At 39.3% G+C, this 23487-nt stretch carries 20 protein-coding genes; 7 read left to right on the forward strand and 13 right to left on the reverse strand.

Translation table 11 applies throughout. The features are described from left to right. Positions 1-9: 9 nt before the first annotated feature. The 3 genes from recO (at position 10) to acpS (ending at position 1924) form a co-directional block, all read left to right on the forward strand. Complete coding sequence (gene recO, locus AAC852_RS10940; RefSeq protein ID WP_340621060.1) at positions 10-741, forward strand: DNA repair protein RecO; 732 nt, start codon at positions 10-12, stop codon at positions 739-741. Positions 742-809: 68 nt separating this feature from the next. Continuing rightward, positions 810-1541, forward strand: a complete 732-nt coding sequence (pdxJ, locus tag AAC852_RS10945; protein WP_340621061.1) for a pyridoxine 5'-phosphate synthase — start codon at positions 810-812, stop codon at positions 1539-1541. Continuing rightward, entirely contained in the window at positions 1541-1924 is a 384-nt protein-coding gene (gene acpS / locus AAC852_RS10950; RefSeq protein ID WP_340621062.1) for a holo-ACP synthase, read from the forward strand. Before pdxJ ends, acpS begins: the two co-directional genes overlap by 1 nt. A 198-nt stretch (positions 1925-2122) precedes the next feature. Here the strand turns inward: acpS and AAC852_RS10955 are convergent, their stop codons facing one another. After that, a complete protein-coding gene (locus AAC852_RS10955) occupies positions 2123-2383 on the reverse strand; it encodes a YfhL family 4Fe-4S dicluster ferredoxin (protein WP_340621063.1) in 261 nt (86 codons plus the stop codon). A 171-nt stretch (positions 2384-2554) separates the two neighbouring features. On the opposite strand from AAC852_RS10955, the gene AAC852_RS10960 reads away from it, so the two are divergent. Continuing rightward, positions 2555-3508 (forward strand): DNA-3-methyladenine glycosylase 2, encoded by a 954-nt coding sequence (locus AAC852_RS10960; RefSeq protein WP_340621064.1) that lies wholly within the window; start codon positions 2555-2557, stop codon positions 3506-3508. Between the two features lie 240 nt (positions 3509-3748). Here AAC852_RS10960 and AAC852_RS10965 read toward each other — a convergent pair whose 3' ends face one another. From AAC852_RS10965 to AAC852_RS11015, 11 genes are all read right to left on the reverse strand, one after another. After that, a complete protein-coding gene (locus tag AAC852_RS10965; protein ID WP_340621065.1) occupies positions 3749-4837 on the reverse strand; it encodes a saccharopine dehydrogenase family protein in 1089 nt (362 codons plus the stop codon). Between the two features lie 168 nt (positions 4838-5005). Then, positions 5006-5434 carry an NAD(P)H-dependent oxidoreductase gene (locus AAC852_RS10970; RefSeq protein WP_340621191.1) on the reverse strand — a complete coding sequence of 143 codons (429 nt, stop codon included), beginning with the start codon at positions 5432-5434 and terminating at the stop codon, positions 5006-5008. A gap of 141 nt (positions 5435-5575) precedes the next feature. Further along, positions 5576-6319 carry an SDR family NAD(P)-dependent oxidoreductase gene (locus AAC852_RS10975; protein ID WP_340621066.1) on the reverse strand — a complete coding sequence of 248 codons (744 nt, stop codon included), beginning with the start codon at positions 6317-6319 and terminating at the stop codon, positions 5576-5578. 13 nt (positions 6320-6332) lie between these two features. Beyond that, positions 6333-7097: an SDR family NAD(P)-dependent oxidoreductase gene (locus tag AAC852_RS10980; RefSeq protein ID WP_340621067.1), complete on the reverse strand. Its 765-nt coding sequence runs from the start codon at positions 7095-7097 to the stop codon at positions 6333-6335. Beyond that, positions 7094-9937, reverse strand: a complete 2844-nt coding sequence (locus tag AAC852_RS10985) for an aminotransferase class III-fold pyridoxal phosphate-dependent enzyme (RefSeq protein ID WP_340621068.1) — start codon at positions 9935-9937, stop codon at positions 7094-7096. The genes AAC852_RS10980 and AAC852_RS10985 overlap by 4 nt, the downstream gene beginning before the upstream one ends. A gap of 14 nt (positions 9938-9951) precedes the next feature. Continuing rightward, positions 9952-10719 carry a hypothetical protein gene (locus AAC852_RS10990; RefSeq protein ID WP_340621069.1) on the reverse strand — a complete coding sequence of 256 codons (768 nt, stop codon included), beginning with the start codon at positions 10717-10719 and terminating at the stop codon, positions 9952-9954. Beyond that, complete coding sequence (locus AAC852_RS10995; RefSeq protein WP_340621070.1) at positions 10706-11767, reverse strand: beta-ketoacyl-[acyl-carrier-protein] synthase family protein; 1062 nt, start codon at positions 11765-11767, stop codon at positions 10706-10708. The genes AAC852_RS10990 and AAC852_RS10995 overlap by 14 nt, the downstream gene beginning before the upstream one ends. Before the next feature lie 119 nt (positions 11768-11886). Then, the gene (locus AAC852_RS11000) at positions 11887-12003 is read right to left on the reverse strand and encodes a beta-ketoacyl synthase N-terminal-like domain-containing protein (protein ID WP_340621192.1); all 117 of its coding nucleotides are present in this window, start codon (positions 12001-12003) and stop codon (positions 11887-11889) included. After that, positions 12003-13085, reverse strand: coding sequence for a beta-ketoacyl-[acyl-carrier-protein] synthase family protein (locus AAC852_RS11005; protein WP_340621071.1), 1083 nt, complete (start codon positions 13083-13085; stop codon positions 12003-12005). Before AAC852_RS11005 ends, AAC852_RS11000 begins: the two co-directional genes overlap by 1 nt. Positions 13086-13088: 3 nt before the next feature. Beyond that, positions 13089-14402: a beta-ketoacyl synthase N-terminal-like domain-containing protein gene (locus tag AAC852_RS11010; protein WP_340621072.1), complete on the reverse strand. Its 1314-nt coding sequence runs from the start codon at positions 14400-14402 to the stop codon at positions 13089-13091. A 29-nt stretch (positions 14403-14431) separates the two neighbouring features. Next, positions 14432-14893, reverse strand: a complete 462-nt coding sequence (locus AAC852_RS11015) for an acyl carrier protein (RefSeq protein ID WP_340621073.1) — start codon at positions 14891-14893, stop codon at positions 14432-14434. Between the two features lie 1339 nt (positions 14894-16232). On the opposite strand from AAC852_RS11015, the gene AAC852_RS11020 reads away from it, so the two are divergent. Beyond that, positions 16233-16877, forward strand: a complete 645-nt coding sequence (locus tag AAC852_RS11020; protein ID WP_340621074.1) for an HD domain-containing protein — start codon at positions 16233-16235, stop codon at positions 16875-16877. Between the two features lie 58 nt (positions 16878-16935). After that, entirely contained in the window at positions 16936-17445 is a 510-nt protein-coding gene (tadA, locus tag AAC852_RS11025; protein WP_340621075.1) for a tRNA adenosine(34) deaminase TadA, read from the forward strand. Between the two features lie 4 nt (positions 17446-17449). On the opposite strand, the gene mltF is transcribed toward tadA, so the two are convergent. Further along, positions 17450-18910 carry a membrane-bound lytic murein transglycosylase MltF gene (gene mltF, locus AAC852_RS11030; RefSeq protein ID WP_340621076.1) on the reverse strand — a complete coding sequence of 487 codons (1461 nt, stop codon included), beginning with the start codon at positions 18908-18910 and terminating at the stop codon, positions 17450-17452. Positions 18911-19176: 266 nt separating this feature from the next. On the opposite strand from mltF, the gene purL reads away from it, so the two are divergent. Next, positions 19177-23091, forward strand: a complete 3915-nt coding sequence (gene purL / locus AAC852_RS11035) for a phosphoribosylformylglycinamidine synthase (RefSeq protein ID WP_340621193.1) — start codon at positions 19177-19179, stop codon at positions 23089-23091. The last annotated feature ends 396 nt before the right edge of the window (positions 23092-23487 follow it).

The following is a 23487-nucleotide window of genomic DNA, read 5'->3' on the forward strand; positions in this document are numbered from 1 at the left end:
GGTTAATTTGTGGACGGCTGGCAGAGAGCCTTTGTGCTTCATGGGCGCCCTTACAGTGAAACCAGTTTATTGCTGGATTTTTTTACTGAACATGAAGGACGGGTACGTGTTTTAGCAAAAGGTGCACGTAGTCGCCGTTCTAACCTTAAAGGTTGTCTTCAACCTTTCACCCCGTTGCTGATCCGCTGGAGTGGGCGGGGTGAAATTAAAACATTGAGGGAGGCTGAACCTATTTCTCTGGCTCTGCCTTTAACAGGCAGTGTGTTGTACAGTGGTTTGTATGTGAATGAACTCTTATCAAGAGTTCTTGAACAAGGCACTGCATATCCGGCTATTTTTTTCGATTACCTCCAATGTTTACAAATCCTTGCTGCAAGTGAACATACCCCCGAATATGCCTTACGTCGTTTTGAATTATCTGTGTTAACTCATATGGGATACGGTGTAGACTTCCTTCATTGTGCCGGTAGTGGTGAGCCTGTCACAGATACAATGACTTACCGTTATCGTGAAGAAAAAGGGTTTATTGCCAGTCTGGTTGTTGACCACTACAGCTTTACTGGCCATGAATTGAAAGCGCTGGCAGCACGTGAATTTCCTGATCCAACTACTTTGAAAGCGGCCAAACGTTTTACTCGTATTGCATTAAAGCCTTACCTGGGTGGAAAGCCGTTGAAAAGCCGTGAATTATTTCGCCAATTCGTGCGCAAAAAGACAGATAGTTTTAATCAGAAAAATTAATATGTGATCACTCTTAATACTGGGAAATGTAAACTTCATTTTCTCTAATACTATTGCAGGAGCTAAAAATGGCTGAGGTATTGTTAGGCATCAACATTGACCATATTGCAACAGTGCGCAATGCGCGTGGAACGCAATATCCTGATCCTGTGCAAGCTGCATTTGTTGCTGAACAAGCAGGCGCAGATGGGATAACAGTTCACTTACGTGAAGATCGCCGCCACATTACAGACCGAGATGTTCAGTTATTAGCAAAAACTATTCAAACACGTATGAACCTCGAAATGGCGGTTACAGATGAGATGGTAGAAATAGCCTGTCAAATTAAACCTGCTTTTTGTTGTTTAGTCCCTGAAAAGCGTGAAGAAGTCACCACAGAAGGTGGGCTGGATGTATTCGGGCAGAAAGCTCATATTGCTGCTGCTGTTAAGCGTTTATCAGAAGCGGGTATTCTTGTGTCCCTGTTCATTGATGCAGATCACCAACAAATTGATGCTGCCGTAGAAGTTGGAGCACCATTCATTGAGATCCATACAGGTGCATATGCAGATGCAGAAAATGATGTGCAGCAGGAGAAAGAGTTCCAGCGCATTAAAGAAGCAGCGACTTATGCGGTAAGTAAAGGTATTAAAGTTAATGCAGGCCATGGATTAACGTACCACAATACACAACGCATCGCGGCATTACCGGAGATCCATGAATTGAATATCGGTCATGCCATCATTGGTCGTGCTGTATTCAGCGGCTTGTCTGCTGCGGTTGCTGATATGAAAACATTGTTGCGTGAATCTCGTCGTTAATGGCTATTGTCGGATTAGGCACAGATATTGTTGAAATTTCCCGTATTGAGGAAATTGTTGGGCGTTCTGGTGAACGCCTGGCAAAACGAGTCTTGAATGAAAACGAGTGGCAACAATATCAGCAACATAATCAGCCGGTTCGTTTTCTGGCAAAACGCTTTGCTGTCAAAGAAGCCGCAGCTAAAGCGCTTGGAACAGGTATCCGTAATGGTCTGGCTTTTAATCAGTTTGAAGTGGTTAATGATGTTTTAGGGAAACCAACATTAAAACTTCATGGTGAAGCAGAAGTTCTGGCTGATAAACTGAATGTAAAATCTATGCATGTCACATTGGCAGATGAACGGCGTTATGCTTGTGCGACAGTGATATTAGAAAGCGAGTAAAAAAATGCTGTAAACCCTCGTCCAGCGCAGGCGGGGGGATATAAAGAGAGAAATCTCGTCCGATACATATGAAGCAGTCACTATCAATGACATTTAAAAAGTTATAAGGTCATTAAGATTATTCAACATTATTTATACTATTCAGTAAAAAATAATGACCTATTTTATTGGTTTCTTTGTGAACACTAAAAATTGTTATCAGATTTTATCTGCATGATGTAAGAGTACAAATTTGTCCCATAGTTGTTCTTCTGTTTCTTTATGATTTATATCGATAATAATGGTATTTGTTATCGGACAAACAGATTGGCAGGTTGGTTTTTCGTAATGTCCCACGCATTCGGTACAGCGTTTTGGATCAATCTCATAAATCTCAGCTCCCATAGTGATAGCCTGATTTGGGCATTCAGGTTCACATGTATCACAATTGATGCAGCGTTTGGTAATTAGTAGTGCCATTTTAATCTCTTATAAAAATTATAAATAAAAATCAATAGGTTAAATTATTTCTGTGTTCGTTTCATTTGCCAGAATTTTGTATTTTTATACAGTATATTTTATATTAAAAAAACGACGCTCCTTAATATAAAACCGCAATACGTGCCTGTTTTTGATATCAGGAAAATAGTCATGTGTAAACCAACATATCAGGGTAACGATATGCCGGAGTTTTCTGTCATGAAACCAAGCTATTTTATGGAAATTATATTACCAGATAATTATCACACACGAGATTTTTTGGCTTTTCACCATCGGGATGAGAAAGGTGTTTCTGAAATTGTACAGCAGAGTCAGGTCAAAAAGGGCATCATTTGGCACGGAGTTCCTGCATTACTGACTATATCAATGGAGGAAAAACGGGCAAAAGTGCAGCTTGATATTGACGGTGACAGTACACTTCATTCAAAAAATTCTTTATCTCTTCTGGCTTCACATATGCTTGGATTATTACAGCCCGTAGAGGTATTTGAATCCCAATACCAAAAAGACTCTGTTATTGGAGGATTAATCTCCCGACAAGCAGGTCTGCGAATTTACCAGTCAGCAACACCTTTTGAAGCACTGAGCTGGGCGATTATGGGGCAGCAAATCAGTGTCAGTGCTGCGATCTCCATTCGCAGGCGATTTATTCAAGCTATCGGTGTTAAACATACTTCAGGGTTGATGTGTCATCCGACTTATCAGGAAGTCATACAGTGCACAGAGCAGGATCTATGCCAGTGTGGTTTTTCTATGAGTAAGGCTAAGGCTCTGCTGAATGTCTGCCGGATGATTGACTCTGGGGAGCTGAATTTGTCCATTGGAAATAATACTGAGGGTGAGGTTAAATCGTTCACAGAAAATCTTTTGGCTATTAAAGGCATAGGTATATGGACAGTGAACTATACCTTGCTAAGGGGGTGTAATTATTTAAATGGTTCTCTGCATGGAGATGTGGCAGTAAGGCGTAACCTTCAATATCTACTGAAACAAGAAAACAAAGTCAATGCTGAACAGGCTGAAAAATGGCTGGCAGATTTTTCGCCCTGGAAAGCGCTTGTTGCTGCACACTTATGGCGACAGCAATCCAGTAGTGGATATTAGGGCTTGTTAACATCTTATGTTCAATATAATTGGCAACTGCGTAGTGGGAGCATTTTGTGCAATCGTATTTTATTGCGATTACACAAAGTGCTTGATTCTAGCAAATGTATTTTGCATCAAATTGGGTTTTCAGCAATTGTTGAAGCAAAGAATGATCGCTGATATTACTTCTTGTTCGATACAACTTATGTAAGACTATCGTAACCTTTGTCAGCTACCACAAAATATGACATGACGTTTTTACTCCATTTTATTATGAACGCTGAATTGAATATGTTCAGCAGATAACAGCGCTCTCAATTTTTCAATATCTAAAAATACTTCACCGGTACTGAAGATTGTCGGAGCATTATTCTTTATATGTTCCGCTAATTGCATCACTAAAGCAGCAGCTCCTGTTGCTGTTAAATGTGTTTGTCCTTCCGAATCAATAAGTTGAAAATATATGGATTTACTATATCCATTTTTATCAATTCCTTGTATATCAGTGCGAATTTGGTGTTTATATCCTGGACCTGGATTATATAAAATTTTTCTACGAAGGCCAGCAGCTCTTCTACCTGATAATAGTTTCCAAATCCCTTTTTTAACCAAAAAAGATAACAATTGATTACTCTTAGGATTATCAAAACCCATTCTGGTAGCGATAGTTTGTGCATTTGTAATTAAAGGTAATATAAATTGGTCAGGCATATCAATACGAAAAACTTTATGATGGTTACCATCACTAAATAAAACTATTCGTTCATCCGAAAAAGGACGAACTTTTTGGTATTTCCCATTATTTTTTACTATAAAAGGAATTGTCAGTCTGTCCATATAATCAATTGAGTTTGGGCCAGCTTTGTCATTTAAAGAATATAAGACACTCATATCAATACTATCAATACTTTTAAATGACTGGCTGATATCTTTGATGAGTGTTGCGACAATTCCAGCCATCCATGATGATGCAAAAATCATATGGCTAGGCTTTTGGTTTTGCATAACTATTGCTTTACTTAACGCAACCTGTAAACGTTCCGTCCAACGAGTTATATCCACATAAGCGATATTATTTTGATGTGCAAAATGTAATAATTTATCATCTGGATCATTAACAAGTGCTAACACAATATCAATTTTTAGTTCACTCGGTAAAGAAGGTTTTTCAATATCAAAAAATAGGCTCTTTGAGTTAATTAGATTTTCAGAGATTTTTTGGGCTTTATCAATATTTCTACCAGCAACTATTAATTCTAAATCAGGTTGATATTTATTGAGGATTTTTGCGACTTGATGACCAACGACGCCATAACCACCAACGAGTAATACCGAAATTTTATTCATTTTATAACCATTAAAGTCCTTAAGTAGTTAAGGATTTTAATTATAGTAACTATTAAAAGTATTGCAATAAATTAAAAGGGGAATTACGCCAGTATGTAAAAGACTGGCGTTTATAATAATTCGATTGTCAATATGGGATAAGTAGGTTATAAAAAATGTAAATAACTTTTAAATAACTATCGATTCTAACATTATTTTTCTCTCTTCATTGCTTATCTTAGAAACAGCATAAAAAGGGATAACATTAACTGGAGAAATACCAACTAACTCTAATGTACCGAGTGTCATACTGCACATGAAGTGATCTACTTCCATTCCATTTTGAACTAGAATATTTTTTTCAGTACCTAAAGTGATGTATACAGTTGCAGATTTCCCCGTCAAGTAAGGAATAAAAGTATTTTCATCTTCATGATAAGCAAAACCATTAGAAAAAACCCGATCAATCCATCCCTTAAGAATAGCTGGCTGACTAAACCACCAAATAGGATAAATAAAAATAAGGTGATCAGATTTTTTAACTATGGCCTGACTTTTCGCAATATCTGGTAAAACTTCACCTTGATGTAGAGCTTCAAAATCCGGGCTGTCAAGTATAGGATTAAATTTTTCATTTCTTTAATGGCATGATTAAAGCTTTCAGGATTTGGATGAGCATAAATAATTGTGTGCTTCATTTTCTTATTACACCTTTAAGAAATAAAAGAAATATTAACATCTGGCTGGTGAGTGAATATGTTACATTCCTCCCCGCTCACCACCATCAATTGTTATCCCTTGGGCAGTAATCATGGCAGCATCAGGAGAAATGAAAAACATGACTGCATTGGCAACATCCTGTGGAGTTACTAAACGTCGCAATGGAATTCTTTTAGCTGCCCTTTTTAATAAGACCGATGTTGAACATCCTAGTAATTGGGCCTGTAGTTCCAAGCCTTTCACAAGCATCGGCGTATTAACCCAAGCAGGTAACACTGCATTTACGGTGATTTGTCTCTCCGCAAGATCCAGAGCTAATGATTTGGTTAAACCAAGTAAAGCATGTTTTGATGCACAATAGGCAGTATTACGTGTTGTCCCTATCTTGCCAAGAATAGATGAAATAATGACAATTCGCCCACCAGAAACGATATCAGGCACAACATGTGATAATAGACGTTGGGTTGAATGCAAATTGGTTGCCAGTACCGAATCCCATATATCATTTTGGTCAATATAATTATCATCTGCTTTACCATGACTAACAACAATACCTTTTATTTCGCGTCCTTTAATCAAAGGTACTAATTCTCTGGTTAGTGCTTCCTCTTCAACTAAATCGATTTGGAGGGGATGAATATATTCTGGTGATTGACTTACTAATTCATTTAACCCATCTAGGTTAATATCAATTGCAATAACATAATATCCAGTTGCAACAAGTTTTTGGCAAACAGCAAATCCAATACCGCTTGCTGCACCGGTAACAATAAATGTTAACATTGTTCTTCCTTATTTAACTTAGTGCAATGCCGCCATTAATATTAATTACTTCACCAGTTATATAATTATTTTCTATCAGAAAATGTATTGTACTGGTAATTTCATTAACTTGCCCAACTCGCTTAAGCAGTACTTTGTTATTGATTAATTCCTTATGTGTCCTTAATAAAGTTTCTGTCATCTCTGTTTGGATAATACCAGGTGCAATAGCATTAACCCGAATATTTTTAGGCGCTACCTCAACTGCAAGTGCTCGTGTCAATGACTCTATTCCACCTTTAGTGGCCGCATAAACTGATTGGCCTTTATTCGGTCTTGTGGCTGAAATTGAAGAAATATTGATAATATGACCGCTACGTTGTGGTATCATTATTTTCAGCACTTCACGACTACACAAAATATAGCTTAACAAATTGTTATTTAATAATAATTCAATATCCTTAGTTTCCATTGTAGCCAACAGACCATCTCTGGTTAACCCCACATTGTTGACCAGAAGATCGATACGACCAAACACGTTAATCACTCTATCAATAAAAGCATTTACATCTCCTGCTTTGGCTAAATCAGCTTTGATCGGCAAGATATCTGGATGATTTTGCTTCATTTCGGCAATAAAATTGGTTAATTGGGGAGTTTCATGTCGATAACAAAAAGCAACCCGATATCCCTTATCCAGTAAGCTTAAGACTATGGCTTTACCAATGCCTTTGCTGCCTCCCGTCACAATCGCACTTTTTATGATGGTGTCTGATTTTAACTCTCCATGATGACTCATAAACTTGAATTCTCCTTGATATCAGATAAGGTAAAATTATGTTTTTTGGCGATTGTCATAATATCGATCACCTGAGTAACAGAGATATTCCCGTATGAAAAATTCCCTTTGTACTCTTCCAACCCCAATAAAACCGTTTCTGCCATGCAAGCATAAATCTGCCCTTCTTTTAAATAGGCACGCACGCGGGGATCTAAGCTATCATTATTGGGTGTCTGAACAATCCCACCCCGCAATATTTTGATATCTGGCCGTCTAAGAATATCTTCGTCAGAAAGATTATGTGGCACTGAAATATCACAGACGATTGCCCTTTCTTTGATTTTTTCAACCGACAAAAATGCCTCTGAAGCATTCGAAGCACATACAACCACATCACAGTTTTCAATATCAGAAATATTTTGGGAGGTGTGGATAAATGTCTGAGCTGGGTAATTTTGGTTCAAATAGCGATCTATCTCCATTCCTACATTTTCTTTATTAATGAGGTAATCAACAGGCATAGTGGAAAGGCTATCTACTATTCTTTTTGCTAATCCCTCAGTTACTGGCATCCTGTTAACAATGAACTGTTCATAGATATTTTTATAGATATGGTATTTCACCATATCCAGCTTTTTCAGCGAACCATGGTTATTGCTACCTATCAATACCATTTCCTGAAATTGGGGGCATAATATCTCTGCATAAACACTTCCGATATTCCCAGCTCCTCCCACAATCGCAATCCGCATGTTAACCATGTCCCGATCTGCAATACTTTTTTGCAATGCTTCAATTCCGATGCTTATAGTCAAGGCATTGCCTGTTGTCACGCTGATTGGCGTATTTTTTAAGGATTTGCCATTATTGGTGATGATAGAAGTAAACATTCCCAATCCAACGGCCGTATTACCATCAGAGGCTGCTTGGGTAATCCGGACATCAATTTCATGTCGCAACCGTCCTAGATCATTTTTTTCCAGTGCTTTTTTGATCATTTTTGAAGTCACTGTTAGCGGATATAGGGTGAATTCTACTGATTTACCATTACCAGAGCGGATACGTGCTGCTTTGAAAGGTTTGGTCGCGAGATTAAAGGTGGAATTTTCAACAAACAGTTCCAGTTCTTCGTCACTAAATATACTGAATGATGGATCAACCTCCCTCATCCCGCTTGCAGAAATCAGATGGTTAATAAAAGCCACTTTATAGTCAGCTTCTCTGTCATCATGCTGAGGGCTTTCCATACGTCGATAATCTGTAGAAATGGTAAGATTTTTTTTCCCAAGTAAGGGGGCAACGATAAACCCTGCGTCAGCATGATGAATAGCCAGGCAAACTTTGGAAAGGGCCTCAGCAAACCGAATAATTTGTTCAACTTCCAGAAATACTGATGGCTCTACACGAATCACATTTGCTGCACTTCCAGAAGGTGCGACACGAATATGGCTACCACACAATAAATGCCCACTAATGACATAGCCCAAGCTGTTTTGTACGGCAATATTCTGCAAAATATAGGAGTCAGAATTAATGACATCATGAAACTCTATTCCCCAAAGCAATCCCTTGCCACGAACATCTCGAATAACATCAGGATATTGTTCTTTCAGTATATTCAGTCGTGTCCTGAACTCCTCTCCTAATTGAGTCACTTGTTTCAATAAGTAGCGCTGATCAGCATGTAGAAGATTGACGAAATCATGTGCTATCTGACAAGAGAAATCATCTTCACCAAAGGTGGAACTTTGGATGACATCAAATCCTGGGGTAAAGCTTTCCTGACGGATAGCAACCACTCCAATCTTGACATATCCGGCGCCCAAGGCCTTGGAAAGAACGTAATAGTCGGCATCAAGGCCTGTATCACTAGATGCTACCAGAAATCCACATCTTCCTGACCCTGATTGGACTTCATCGGCAATAACTGGGCAACCTAATATCTGTTTTAACCGGTTAATTTCTCCAATTTGTTCTGTATTAAGTGGGTAAATGCCTCCCTCTCCCTGTACAGGTTCTACCAAAAATGCAGTAACAACTCTGAATGGTTTCTTCGTTAAAATAATTTGGTTATTCTCTTCTTGCGGTGACCATAACCAACCATTAAAAATATCATTAGTTTTTCCCCCCATGCTTGCAAATTCATGCAATTCTTCAGAAGAAAGGAACTGTGTATCTATTTTCATTCTTCTCAGATAATGGCGATACATGGCACCATATGTACAATTGGCCGTTATCATGGTCTTTCCATGGAAAGAATTTTCAAGCGCTAAAAATATGGGTTTTTTATCTAATCGATTCTGGGTAAATGCTGCCAATGCTAATTTTATCTCCTCAACAGATGCATTTTCCCCCAATTGCAAGTGCTGGCGTTGTTCCTCTGTTAGTACAATCTCTTTACCATCACTGATTTTGGCAATAGCCGTCACGATTTCTTGCCCTAATTCCTCCAGTTGAGCATTACGCGTAAATTCTGCACTTTTCAGTGCAATTTCTATCGACTCTGCCCCTGTACTCGCAAAGCAGAATAAAAAATTACTATGAGTGCCAGTTTCTTCTTTCAGTAACTCATTAAGGCGTTCAGCCAATAATGCTGCGGGTTTTTTGATGGAAAATTGGTTATGAACGGGTATTTCTTCGTCAAGATAACGTTTTATTTTTTCTCTTATAAAAGGAGAGTTATGGCCTAATAATGTCGCACCATATCCTCCCAATAGATCCAATACAGGAATTTCTTTATCATTTTCATCGTTGTAATAGAGAAAATTACCCGCTGCTCGGTGATAAGTTCTATCTAAACGAAGTGAAATCAATGCACGAGTCAGTTGAGGTTTACAAAAAGTAGCATAACTTTCCATTGTAATTCCTATTGTTAAATAACGGTTTCAATCTGCTTTTGGGACTTTATACGATCTGCTATGTCCTTGATAAAAAGGATAGTTTCAGCAGCATAATTCCCCTCACGGTAATTCTGATATAATCTTGTAATATCAATAAGATGTGAGTTATCTTGTGGCGCCTGATTTCCAACTCTTGTGAGAACGAACGTAACACCAAATTCAACACCGCTACCGGAAAATCCAGAGTGGATATCTTGGGTTACACTCCCTATACCGGAAGCAACTACCAAGGCATAATCAATTAAATCATTATTCAGGCATAACTCAGCTTCACGGAATGCCGACAGTAATCCTAAATTTCCACGTAAAAAAGAAGCACAATCACATTGCAATTTTAATTCTTGAGAAAGCACCCCTAGCAAGTTATTACTGAGTGAAAGGGTGATTAAAAAAGGATTCACTCGTTCACATTGCCAGATAGTCTGAAAAATATTATTTGTATTGCTTGCTTTGATTTGTCCATATTCGGGTAATAGTTCCGAAGGCAACGGATGAAGATATCCATATTGCGTGGTATACAAACCAAATCTTATTTTAGGATCACTGATATCTAATTTAGCTGAAATTAAAGCTTTTCTGGTTGAAATAAGTCCTTTTTTCGTTCCAGTAGAATAAAAACGCCTAAGCTTTTTATTTTTAATCAGTTCATTGCCATCTTGTTCATAATCCAGGCTATTAAATAGATAACAAGGGGTGATTATGTTGTGAGTAACGAGTTTTACTATCCTATTTTTTTCCATCGTAATCCCCTATCACTAAGCAGGAGTTAATTCCACCAAAGCCAAATGAGTTGGTTATCGCGTTCTTTACAGGGAAAGGGCGCCCATAATTCGGGACATAGTCCAAATCACAAAGCGGATCGGTAGTTTTAAGGTTAATGGTAGGTGGAATGAATTTATGCTTCACAGTCAAAACCGTCGCCACCGCTTCAATGGCTCCTGCTGCTGCTATCCAATGGCCTAACATAGATTTGGTTGATGAAACCAAAGGAGGTCGTGAATCAAAAATACGTTTTATTACAGCTGATTCCAGTGCATCATTCAATGGCGTTGATGTACCGTGAGCATTGATATAGTCGATCTGATGCAGATATAAACCACTATCCTTGATAGCTCGCTTAATGGCATTTTCTGCACTAACCCCATCAGGATGAGGTGCCGTCAATTTATAGGCATCCAAGGAAGCTCCATAGCCTTTAATTTCAGCATAAATTTTAGCCCCTCGGCGTAAAGCACTTTCTTCACTTTCAAGAACTAAAAACGCACCACCTTCACCAGCAACTAGTCCACTACGATCTTTATCAAAGGGGCGACAAAGTCTATTCCCCCACTTTTCTGTTGTGGCAGTGGCTCCCAATAATGTCAGCCCGATCAAGGCATGTAGATTTATGACTGAATCTGCCCCACCAGCCAGCATTATGGAAGCTTCCCCCCTTTTTATGGATTGACAAGCCAGCCCGATTGCATGAGTGGCTCCAGCACAAGCGGCATTCACATTTATCGCAGGTCCTGATAAATAAAATCGGTTGGCAATTGCTTTTACCATGCCATCGTTGCTGCACCTTATGCCGGAATAGAAATTTAAGTTATGGCGTTGTTTGAACAAGGTTTCAATAACTTGTTGTTCAGTATCTCCATCATGACGGCTCTTGCGCAACAGATACCTGTCATCTTCTGATATTGCCGTTACTCCACTACATCCATAAATGCCGATATGTTGTTCATCTCCTTGTATCGGCATAGATAACCCAGCATCTTCCAAGGCCTTAGACGCTGAAATGATTCCCATAATACCACGCTTGTCCGTAATGCCTGATTCTGGTAGATAGGCTGAATTTTCAGTAAGTAAGGTATTAAAATCAATCTGGGCTGCATATTTAACAGGCAGTACACCATTATCTTCAAATGCTAGTGACCTGACTGCTGATCTCCATCACAGAGCTTTTTCCAGACAGTATCAAGATGGGTTCCAAAAGCACTCACGACCCCCATACCTGTAACAACAACACGACGGTCAGATATCATCACAATTCTCTCTCAGCCATTTTCATACGAAGCAAAACAGCAATGCACTGTTTTTCCAGACCATGAACCAATATCAGCACCAAAGGGGACGGTTGTTGATAGATAAGGTTTGCATGGGTGTTATCTATACCCAAAGTTTTTTGGGACATTTCAATGGCTAGATTGATGGCAATAAAAGATGCGGCAGGCCCTGTATATCCTATAGCTTTATCAAGATTAAACTGTACGGCATCAGAAAAAATTTTATACGTTAATGGGATATATTCACTATCAACTTTTCCAACATGGATTATTTGATGTGGTGATAAACCTGATGTAATTATTTTCGACAAGAAACGAGTATATTGATTACTATCGTAAATTATCATTCGGTTAACATAAGTAATCTCACCATCAGCATTTTGGCTATCTTCATGTAAGGAGATAAACGAGGCGGCTTCCGCTGGTAACCACGGTGTATCACCGAGTAAGTGCTCATAAGCAAGGTAATACCATGTTAAGATTTTCTGGGCATTACCACCGCAAAGTGCAAACTGACTGCGTTTTTCTTTGATACTGTAATAACCTTCCAGCAGGGCATGACCTCCAGCATCAACATGAGGAGAAAAGAAAGCGTTATCACCGGTGATATTAAGATGTTGTGACAAGAGACTGGCTGTTGAAGTATTCAATAGCATCAGTCCCATCAACGGTGGGGTCTCCACTAATGCTTTGGAAACATAATCCTTATCATCTTTTGTATCAGATGCAATGAGATAAAAATTATTGTCGCTATCACTTGTTCCTAATCCAATAAACAGTCCACGTTGTTCGGGAGTAAAGTTTGCACCAATACTATTTTCCCAGGTTTTAATGCCGGTATAGAGCACCCACTGACTTTGTTCATGCGCTGCTCGCCGGATCATTTTATCCATGGAAGGCATGACAAAATCACCTTTTTTGATGAATCTCTCTCCTATAATATGTGGCAAACGTGGTGTATTGTCTGATAAATATGCTTCCTTTATATTGCCATAAATAATGTCATCCATGCTCAGGCTATCAGGAAGTAAACTACTCCCTCTGGTTATATAAATCCCCATGACTTATCCCTCTGTTCGTTTTAAGATCAAGCTACTATTTTCTCCACCAAAGCCAAAGGAATTACTTAATATATGCCTGGTATGCATTTCTTTTGCGGTGCTGTTCACATTAATTAAACCATCAAATTTTCCTAATTCAGAAAAATTAAGGCTGGGAAGAAGTCGGTTATTATTTAGGGATTCAATTGAAAGTATTGCTTCCAATAATCCACTCGCTGCTAACGAATGTCCTATCGCTGATTTAGTGGAAATAACGGGGGGATTATGTGGAAAAAGTGCATTAATAGCTTTACTTTCCGCAAGATCATTATTAGCAGTTGAAGTACCATGAGAATTGATATGATCTATATCTTCAGGTAGTAATTCAGCATCCTTCAGTGCTGAAGACATGCAGTCGCGATAATATTGCCCCGATAAATCCGTTGATGTCATTTTATAACCTTCAGATTTTCTGGACATACCTGCAATCTCAGCTAATATCTTGGCCTTTCTGGCAATAGCATGAGAATAATTTTCAACAACCAGAAATGCAGAAGCATCAGCCATAACGCAGCCTGCCCTATCTTTATCAAATGCCCGCGAAGATTGGTTTAATTCTGTAAAATTACCATTATAAAGTGCGCCAATTTTATTGAACAATATCTGCACTATAGGGTGAGTTGCTTCTTCAGAAGCCCCAACCAGGGCTATATTCGTCCGACCAGTTTTAATGGAAAGATACGCAGAATAGAGTGCCACCATGCCTGCTGTACAAGCATCACTATAGACTCCTGGCTGCCCCAATATATGAAAATGTTCAATTAACTTTTCAGCAATTTCATATGGTCGCATTAGCGCCCCAAGATGTTCAATGTCAATATATTCTGTGGATAATTTATTCCCATTGAAGTAATGACTCAGAGCATCATTATCAATAAACAGCTTATTATTGGCAAAAAATAATTCACACTTATATTGCCTTAGCTTCTTGTGGGTTAATCCTGCCATTTGCAAACTATTTACACCTGCACAATAAGCCATCAATAAAACAAGATTATTGGATGATTGCCCTGTAGTACGGAATTGGTTATGTAACCTATCTATATCTATGGAGGTTAATTTTGCACTCGGGATATTATTTATTCCATATTTTCTTAATAATTCATCTTCACAGATAAGTGATTTTTTCTCCATCAATGAATTGAACAAATTATTTGGGCAATCATGATTACGAACAATTAAACCATAACCGGTTACAGCCACTTTCTCTGTAGTTATACCAACCATATTAACTTCTACCTTATTAACAACTTTATATCTATTCTCTGGATTACCCATACAACGTCAATTTCTTAATATAATTGCTGTTATTTAATTAATACATCATGATAATATTTTCTAATTTCTGTCAAAATAATATCATCTGCATTTTTACTATCTGATTCACAAACAGACTTACATAATGAAGCCCAATTGTGAATATTAGTTTCACCAAATAAATCACCTAATGTATGAATGGAATTCAATTGTTCTAATGTATAATTGTAACAGCTAGAAGAGAGTAATTCTTTTCCTTCCTTAGTAAGGGTATCTCCAATTAATAATTTATTTATGATGTTTTCTGGGAAAGTTCCTTGAACATGAGTAAAAATACTTTTTGTTGGCATGATAATTTTGAATCTTTTCCCAAGATTAAATGAAAGGTCAATAATGTCTAATGAGTCAGCTCCTAACTCATTAATTAATGAAGAGTTTTCATTGATGTTATTTCTATCAACGATAAGAATTGAAGAAACTTCTTCGCACACAGCAGAAATATAGTCTTTCATATAAGTATTTCCTAAATTAAATAATAGAATCTCATAAGCAAGAGTAACAATAAATCAAATTAAGTTTATTATCTATTAGTAAAAAAAATCTAGTGAAAAGAAATTATATTTATAACAAAATAAGTTGTATATATAAAAAATAACAAATGTTTAATAGTAATAACTATGATTAATAAATTATACGATTATTTATCCAATATATTTATTTATGTTCATATACTGATGTGATGGATGCTTTTTCAGTGGCATGATGATGAGAAAATGGCTCCATTCCTATAAGTAAGAAATTGAGCTATGTTATGGTAAACACTAGTAAAAGGAAAATAAGGTGCTGATGACATCGTGACGCAGGCAAGCCGTTTACATGACGCCAAAAATATATGGCGGCAAACCATATCAATTCAGTGCTTGCACAGCCAGGCATCCACATATGGTATAAGAATCGTGGATATCCCATAAACTTGCTAATCTGATTATCAACAATAGAAACAAAGCGCAAATAGGCGCGCTTATTGGTGGAATAGGCACTAGTACATAGGGAAGAAGTGAGGATGCTATTATGATGCAATATTAATTATGACCCTGGTATTAGGGAAAAATATCAATACCACTCTAAACTTGTGTAAGATTCTTCTTCAATTCAGTTCTCTGTCCATTGTTTTATTCTGGTAATAAGCAGTTTCTCTCTAAAAGCAGAAAAATGCTCAGCCGCAATACTGGCTTTCAAATCTGTATTTGTATGTGTACATGTTTGGCTTTTTTGCATAATTAACCATATGTTAAAAATGAGGTGAATATGAAAACGCTTAACTATACTGATGCAAGGCAAAACCTAACATCTATCATGAATGAAACGAAAAAAGTAATTTCCGATTTTATTGTGGTTTTTAAAATCATTGTTTTTTCAAAATATTAAATTAAAAGAGTTGGCTAAAGCCTCTATTAATATCTTGAGATTGCTAACCAGTTAAATTTCCAACTTTTTAACTTTTTCTAAACGCTATTACTTATCTTTTTATTCCTTATCCACTTATTTATCACGAGGAGAAATAGATATAATATTTCTATCATTTAGATTGTCTAAAATTGTAACCACTTTGTTATTATTTAGATAATTGGATTCTCCTAATAAGTGTAATTTCTAAGAAAGGCGGTCAGTGAAAGGCGGTCAGTTGCTATAGTAGGTATCTTTCTCGCCAAAGGAAAATGCACTATGGCCTATATGCAATCGATCAGTTATGTTAAGAAAAGCTATCTTAATTATCAAACTTCGTTTTGTTCTGATCGCTTTTTGTTAAAATGATCTTTCCATTCATTCCATTATTCAGAGATCTTAGCAATGTTATCTTTTTTACCATTTGACGATTTAGCCCAACGGATTTTACCTGTCGCGATAGAAGATGATGATGGTGCGCATGATATTGCTCATTTGTATCGGGTTTGGAAAAACGCCAAAAAAATTTGTGAAGCAGAATGTGGGAACTTACGGTTAGTTTTTGCGGCGGTTTTATTACATGATTGTGTTAGTGTAGAGAAAAACGATCCAAACCGACATTTAGCCTCTCGTATGGCCGCAGATAAAGCAGCCTTAATATTAAAAGATCTCGGATGGAACGAAGCAGATATTACTGCTGTCTGCCATGCCGTTGAAGCGCATAGTTTCTCTGCCGGATTAACACCAACAACACTGGAAGCCAAAATTGTACAGGATGCTGATCGGCTGGATTCCATAGGAATGATGGGAGTTGCTCGCTGTTTTTATACGGCAGGGCGTATGCGTTCAGGTTTGTATGAAACTTATGATCCTTTAGCAAAGCAGCGTGAATATGATGATCACGCTTATGCTGTCGATCATTTTTATACTAAATTATTCAAAATAGAAGCTGGTTTTCAGACGGTTACAGGCAAGCAAATGGCTCATGAAAGAACAAAACGTATGGAGCAATTCCTGAACGATTTTTTTGACGAAATTCAGGCTGAGTAAACCAACATTATGAATAGGTATATAATTAACAGGATTTATATTAGCAAGAGAACATGCAGTGGCAGAAATATATAGTGATGAATATTGGATGTGTCGGGCCATGGATTTGGCAATGCAGGCGCAGGCACAAGGTGAGATCCCTGTGGGTGCGCTGTTGGTGGCGGATAATAAAATTATTGCAGAAGGCTATAACCTTCCCATTACAGGCCATGATCCGACAGCTCACGCAGAAATTGTTGCACTACGGCGTGGAGGGACTCAACTAAAAAATTACCGTCTGTTGAACACAACACTATATGTTACTTTGGAACCGTGTGTTATGTGTGCGGGAGCAATGATCCACAGCCGGATACAGCGATTAGTTTATGGTGCAAGTGATATGAAAACCGGTGCGGCAGGGTCATTGATTGATATTTTGCGTCATCCCGGTATGAATCACCAGATTGAGATTACTGGCGGAGTATTGGGACAAGAATGCTCCACTATGTTGAGTGCGTTTTTTAAGCAACGCAGGGAGCAACATAAGGAATTAAAAAATCTGAAAAAACAGCAGCAGGAAGCACCATAAAAAGTTATAAAGCATTCTTATTTGTATCATCAGGATTGCTGACGATGGTTTTTTCCGTAGGTATATTGGGCTTTTCTGCCTTGTTGCGGTTGTTTTGTGCTCTCAGATAGCCTTCTAAGCTTTGGTAATAACGGCGGATATTTTCGACGTAGCGATAAGCTTCATAACCGCGTGCATAACCGTATGTGGTATTGGCATAGTATTTTTTCTTACTTAATAGAGGAATGCGTGATTTAACGTCCATCCAGCGGTCAGGGTCACCTTTTTGCATAGTCGTTAATTTCCGGGCGTCAAGAATATGCCCATACCCCATATTATAAGCGGCTAATGCGAACCAAATCCTCTCATCTTCGGGAATAGTATCTGGCAAACGAGACATCAGATAATGCAGATAAGCCATTCCTCCTTTCACACTTTCGTCTGGATCAAGGCGGTCTTTGACTCCTGCCCATTCTGCTGTTGGGCGAGTCAGCATCATCATGCCACGAACGCCTGTGGGAGAAGTTGCTTGTGGATCCCAATGTGATTCTTGCCATGCGATAGCTGCAACTAATTGCCAGTCGAGAGAATCTGCGTATTTCGCAAAAATAGGCTGATATGTTGGCAATAAGTTATTAATTGCACGAATGAATGAGATAGTGTCAAAGTAATCGAATGAGCCAATATGGCTGAAATATTTTTCTTCCAGCCGTGGCGTTATATGGTTTTCAGTCAGCATATTGAAAAAATCCAGCATTGCTGAGTAGAGACTATAGTCATCATTACGTTTCAAATACCAGGTTAATGGTTTATCTTCACTGACATCAAAAGCGATAGCCAGATTGGGATGGATGCGCTGTTGCAGAGCAAGGCTGATTGAATCGCTGATCGTATAGTCAACTTTTCCTTCGGATACTTGCTCAAGCAATTGTTGGGTATTGTGACGTGACGATTCTTCCCAAGTTAAATCAGGATAAGATTTTTCTTTCCACTGTTTTAGTTCACTGACATGGGCAGAGCCAGCGGTAACAACCAGTGAGCCTTTTAAATCAGCAAAAGAACGTGGGCGCACTGTACCTTTGCGATAAACCAATTGTTGGGATACTGAATAATAGGCTGGGCCAGTCCGTGTTTGGTCGAGTCTTTCTTTGTTATAGATAAGACCGGCAGCTAAAAAATCGGCTTTATCAGTGTTCAAGTCATCAAAAAGCTGGCTGATATTAGAACGAAACTGAATACTCAGTTTGACACCCAGATAGTCAGCAAATCGTTTGGTTAAGTCATAATCAAATCCTACAGGTTCATTTTTATCATTAAGTGAAATCAGAGGAGAACTGATGGTACTCACCCGAAGTTCTCCCCGTGCCAAGATCCTGTTTATCTGCTCCTGCTGTTTATTAGGCCAACTGATGTTGAGACCAATGATTGTGGCAGAGAGGAGCGCGATAATGACGATGACAAAATAATTTATCTTGATATTGCTCAAACAGTTATCTCTCGTCAGTACGGTTAGGCTCCGTATGAAATGTCAGATAATAGCATGGTTAAATTTCCAGTAATCGGGAATTTTGCGCAACAAAATTGAGATCTGCAACCCTATTGAATCAATTTTAAAAATCCATTGAATGTGTTGTTAGATTAATTAATGCTCACGCAAACGGTTTCGTCAGAGAAAACATTCCTTTATAATGTCGGCGTTTCCCCCTAAGGCATCAGTCAGGCTTTGCTTCTAAGATGAGAGAACCTATTACTATGGAAATTCTGCGTGGCTCGCCCGCTTTATCAGCGTTTCGTATTACTAAGCTCCTTTCCCAGTGTCAAGCTCAGCAGCTTCCCGTGGCAGCAATTTATGCAGAATATGTACACTTTGCAGAAATAAATTCACCTCTTACGGTAGAAGAAAAGGAAAAATTAAACAGGCTACTAAAATATGGCCCTTCTTTAGCTGAACATGAACCTAAAGGTCAACTGTTTTTAGTCACTCCCCGGCCAGGGACAATATCGCCGTGGTCATCAAAAGCGACAGAGATAGTTCACCATTGCGGACTGAAACAGATCGTCCGTTTGGAAAGAGGGATTGCCTACTATATCCAATCTGATGTTATCCAGAGTAATATCCACGGAAAGGCAATGGATGACAAACAGTGGCAGGCGTTATCTGCATTATTGCACGATCGCATGATGGAAAGTGTATTTACTCAGTTTGAACAGGCCGAAGCACTGTTTTCTCACCAGCCGCCTGCGCCATTGAAGCAAATTGATATTTTGCAATCAGGGCGGACTGCATTGGAATCTGCCAATGTTGAGTTGGGATTAGCGCTGGCAGCAGATGAAATTGATTATCTATTACAAGCTTTCCAGAAATTAGGGCGTAATCCAACTGATGTTGAACTCTACATGTTCGCGCAGGCGAATTCTGAACATTGTCGCCACAAAATTTTCAATGCGGATTGGGTGATCGATGGGCAGGAGCAACCAAAATCTCTGTTTAAAATGATTAAAAATACCTTTGAACAGACACCGGATCATATTTTCTCTGCTTATAAAGACAACGCAGCGGTAATGGAAGGTTCTCAGGTAGGACGATTTTTCCCTGATCCTGAAAAGGGAGTATATGACTATCATCAGGAACCTGCCCATATCTTGATGAAAGTCGAAACCCATAACCATCCGACAGCAATTTCTCCCTGGCCGGGAGCGGCAACAGGATCTGGCGGGGAAATTCGTGATGAAGGAGCAACAGGGCGGGGAGCAAAACCCAAGGCCGGGTTGGTTGGTTTTTCTGTCTCGAATCTGAAAATCCCCGGATTTGAACAACCGTGGGAAGAAGAATTTGGTAAACCTGAACGGATTGTCAGCGCACTGGATATCATGTTAGAAGGCCCTTTGGGTGGGGCGGCATTCAATAATGAATTTGGCCGCCCGGCATTGTTGGGGTATTTCAGAACATATGAAGAGAAAGTGGAATCCCATAACGGTGCAGAATTACGTGGCTACCATAAACCAATCATGCTGGCCGGTGGCATCGGGAATATTCGTGAAGAACATATTCAGAAAGGGGAGATCCCTGTTGGCGCCAAATTGATTGTACTGGGTGGCCCAAGTATGAATATTGGTCTGGGTGGCGGAGCCGCTTCTTCAATGACATCGGGCCAATCTGATGCGGAGCTGGATTTTGCCTCTGTACAACGCGATAACGCAGAAATGGAACGTCGTTGTCAGGAAGTCATCGACAGTTGCTGGCAGCTTGGTACTAAGAACCCTATTTTGTTTATCCATGATGTTGGGGCGGGTGGTTTATCAAATGCAATGCCTGAATTAGTCAGTGATGGAGGACGAGGAGGCCGTTTTGAGCTACGAAATATCCTTAATGATGAACCGGGTATGACACCATTGCAGGTATGGTGTAATGAATCTCAGGAACGTTACGTATTAGCTGTCGCACCGGAACAGCTTCCCCTGTTTGAAGATATTTGTCGGCGTGAGCGTGCTCCGTATGCAGTGATCGGCGAAGCGACAGAAGAACGTCACCTGCTATTGAACGACAATCATTTTGATAACCAGCCAATTGATATACCGTTGGATGTTCTGCTCGGCAACACACCCAAAATGCTGAAAAATGTAAATTCACTAAAAGCACAGGGTAAAGGGCTGGAGCGCGCAAATATTGATTTAGCCGAAGCAGTAAAACGTGTTTTGCATTTACCCGCAGTAGCAGAGAAAACATTCCTGATTACCATAGGCGATCGTTCGATAACAGGCATGGTAGCAAGAGACCAGATGGTTGGGCCATGGCAAATCCCTGTTGCAGATTGCGCAGTCACAACAGCCAGTCTGGATAGCTATTATGGTGAAGCTATGTCGATGGGAGAACGTGCTCCTGTTGCTCTGCTGGATTTTGCTGCATCAGCACGTATGGCTGTCGGGGAAGCGTTGACTAATATTGCATCGGCTTATGTACAGGATTTGAAGCGGGTGAAACTGTCAGCGAATTGGATGTCAGCATCAGGTCATGCCGGAGAGGATGCCGGATTGTACGTGGCGGTGAAAGCGATAGGTGAGGAATTATGTCCTGCGTTAGGCTTGACTATACCTGTCGGTAAAGATTCCATGTCGATGAAAACTTGCTGGGTTCAGGATGGTGAAGAGCGTGAAATGACAGCTCCGCTTTCATTAGTTATCAGTGCGTTCGCACGGGTGGAAGATGTTCGCTGTACTGTCACACCAGAATTGTCTACCGATGATAATAATGCGTTATTGCTGATTGATCTGGGACAAGGACAAAATGCACTGGGAGGAACGGCATTGGCTCAGGTTTATCGCCAGCTTGGTGATAAGACCGCAGATGTTCGCAGTACGGAACAACTTGCTAATTTCTTTAAGGCGATCCAACAGTTGATTGCAGAACAAAAACTGCTGGCTTATCACGACCGTTCTGATGGTGGCTTGCTGGTGACATTGGCAGAGATGGCATTTGCAGGACACTGTGGTTTACATGCCGATATCAGCGCATTTGATGAAGATATCCTGGGGGCACTGTTTAGTGAAGAATTAGGTGCGGTGATTCAGGTTCGTGAAACAGACAGACAGCAGGTTGAAGCGCTGTTAGTTGATTATGGACTCAGTGAATGCTTACACTATTTAGGCAAGGCTAAAGCGGGAGATGACTTTGTTATCTTCAGCAACAATATGGAAGTTTATCGTCAAAATCGTAATACATTGCGTTTATGGTGGGCAGAAACAACCTGGCAGATGCAGCGTCTGCGTGATAATCCTGAATGTGCTGATCAAGAACACCAGGCAAAACAGGATGTGAGTGATCCCGGCCTGAATGTGAAATTAACCTTTGATCCGGCAGAAGACATTGCGGCTTGTTACATATCGAAACAAGTACGTCCGCGAGTTGCTGTATTGCGTGAACAGGGAGTTAACTCCCATGTCGAAATGGCGGCAGCATTCCATCGTGCAGGTTTTGCAGCCGTGGATGTCCATATGAGTGATTTGTTGAGTGGGCGGATCACTCTGGAACAGTTCCAGACATTGGTGGCCTGTGGCGGTTTTTCATATGGAGATGTTCTTGGTGCAGGTGAAGGTTGGGCGAAATCCATTCTATTTAATTCACGGGTACGTGACGATTTTGCGAACTTCTTTGCAAGACCGGATACATTATCTCTTGGTGTATGTAATGGTTGCCAGATGATTTCTAACCTGCATGAACTGATTCCGGGCACAGAACATTGGCCGCGTTTTGTACGTAACCGTTCAGAACGTTATGAAGCTCGTTTCAGTCTGGTTGAAGTCGTGGACAGCCCTTCGTTATTTTTGCAGGGCATGGCGGGATCTCGTTTACCCATTGCGGTTGCTCATGGTGAAGGTCAGGTAGAGTTCAGAAACAGCCAGAGTTTAGCTGAATTGAAAAAATACCAGCAGGTTGCAATGCGATTTGTGGATAATTATGGTCAGGCGACAGAAAATTATCCTGCAAACCCCAATGGTTCCGCTGAGGGGATCACTTCTGTCACCAGCCTTGATGGTCGCGTGACTGTGATGATGCCACATCCTGAAAGGGTATTCCGTACGGTCAGTAATTCCTGGCATCCCAAAGAGTGGAGAGAAGATGGCCCGTGGATGCGTATTTTCCGCAATGCACGTAAGCAGTTAGGTTAATATTAAGTATTTATTTCTTCATAAGGTTCTGCATATTTGTCAGGGCCTTTATTTTTTCATTTCTTTATCACAGATAATATTTTTCTCTACATGTGGCGTTTATATGTTATTAAATTTACTGTGTTATTTGATTTTTCTAGTAGATTTTCATGATAAAAGCAATGTTATTTAAATGTTTTTTTGGTTAATAATGCTTGAATTATGAGTTAGAAAAATTAATTGTTTTAAAGGAGTGTCTCTAAATTACGACAATGGTATATTGTGGTGTCTCAAAAAAGAGACATTTAATTAATTGATTTAATTTATAAAACATATTTATTCGGTTTGGTGTCATCAATTGGCGACAAAAGTATATGATGTGAATAAAAGAACAAGCATAAAAAAATGTGAACATTA

The organism is Xenorhabdus siamensis (genome assembly GCF_037996745.1).
Taxonomy (GTDB): domain Bacteria; phylum Pseudomonadota; class Gammaproteobacteria; order Enterobacterales; family Enterobacteriaceae; genus Xenorhabdus; species Xenorhabdus indica.

What these genes read in the sequence shown, in the direction of transcription:
- AAC852_RS10955 (WP_340621063.1), bottom strand. Translation starts at nt 2,383, where the DNA reads ATGGCACTACTAATTACCAAACGCTGCATCAATTGTGATACATGTGAA.
- AAC852_RS11000 (WP_340621192.1), bottom strand. Translation starts at nt 12,003, where the DNA reads ATGATATCTGACCGTCGTGTTGTTGTTACAGGTATGGGGGTCGTGAGT.
- AAC852_RS10960 (WP_340621064.1), top strand. Translation starts at nt 2,555, where the DNA reads ATGTGTAAACCAACATATCAGGGTAACGATATGCCGGAGTTTTCTGTC.
- AAC852_RS10980 (WP_340621067.1), bottom strand. Translation starts at nt 7,097, where the DNA reads ATGAGTCATCATGGAGAGTTAAAATCAGACACCATCATAAAAAGTGCG.
- purL (WP_340621193.1), top strand. Translation starts at nt 19,177, where the DNA reads ATGGAAATTCTGCGTGGCTCGCCCGCTTTATCAGCGTTTCGTATTACT.
- AAC852_RS11010 (WP_340621072.1), bottom strand. Translation starts at nt 14,402, where the DNA reads ATGGGTAATCCAGAGAATAGATATAAAGTTGTTAATAAGGTAGAAGTT.
- AAC852_RS10975 (WP_340621066.1), bottom strand. Translation starts at nt 6,319, where the DNA reads ATGTTAACATTTATTGTTACCGGTGCAGCAAGCGGTATTGGATTTGCT.
- AAC852_RS10965 (WP_340621065.1), bottom strand. Translation starts at nt 4,837, where the DNA reads ATGAATAAAATTTCGGTATTACTCGTTGGTGGTTATGGCGTCGTTGGT.
- AAC852_RS11020 (WP_340621074.1), top strand. Translation starts at nt 16,233, where the DNA reads ATGTTATCTTTTTTACCATTTGACGATTTAGCCCAACGGATTTTACCT.
- AAC852_RS10995 (WP_340621070.1), bottom strand. Translation starts at nt 11,767, where the DNA reads ATGGGAATCATTTCAGCGTCTAAGGCCTTGGAAGATGCTGGGTTATCT.
- pdxJ (WP_340621061.1), top strand. Translation starts at nt 810, where the DNA reads ATGGCTGAGGTATTGTTAGGCATCAACATTGACCATATTGCAACAGTG.
- AAC852_RS11015 (WP_340621073.1), bottom strand. Translation starts at nt 14,893, where the DNA reads ATGAAAGACTATATTTCTGCTGTGTGCGAAGAAGTTTCTTCAATTCTT.
- AAC852_RS10990 (WP_340621069.1), bottom strand. Translation starts at nt 10,719, where the DNA reads ATGGAAAAAAATAGGATAGTAAAACTCGTTACTCACAACATAATCACC.
- acpS (WP_340621062.1), top strand. Translation starts at nt 1,541, where the DNA reads ATGGCTATTGTCGGATTAGGCACAGATATTGTTGAAATTTCCCGTATT.
- AAC852_RS11005 (WP_340621071.1), bottom strand. Translation starts at nt 13,085, where the DNA reads ATGGGGATTTATATAACCAGAGGGAGTAGTTTACTTCCTGATAGCCTG.
- AAC852_RS10985 (WP_340621068.1), bottom strand. Translation starts at nt 9,937, where the DNA reads ATGGAAAGTTATGCTACTTTTTGTAAACCTCAACTGACTCGTGCATTG.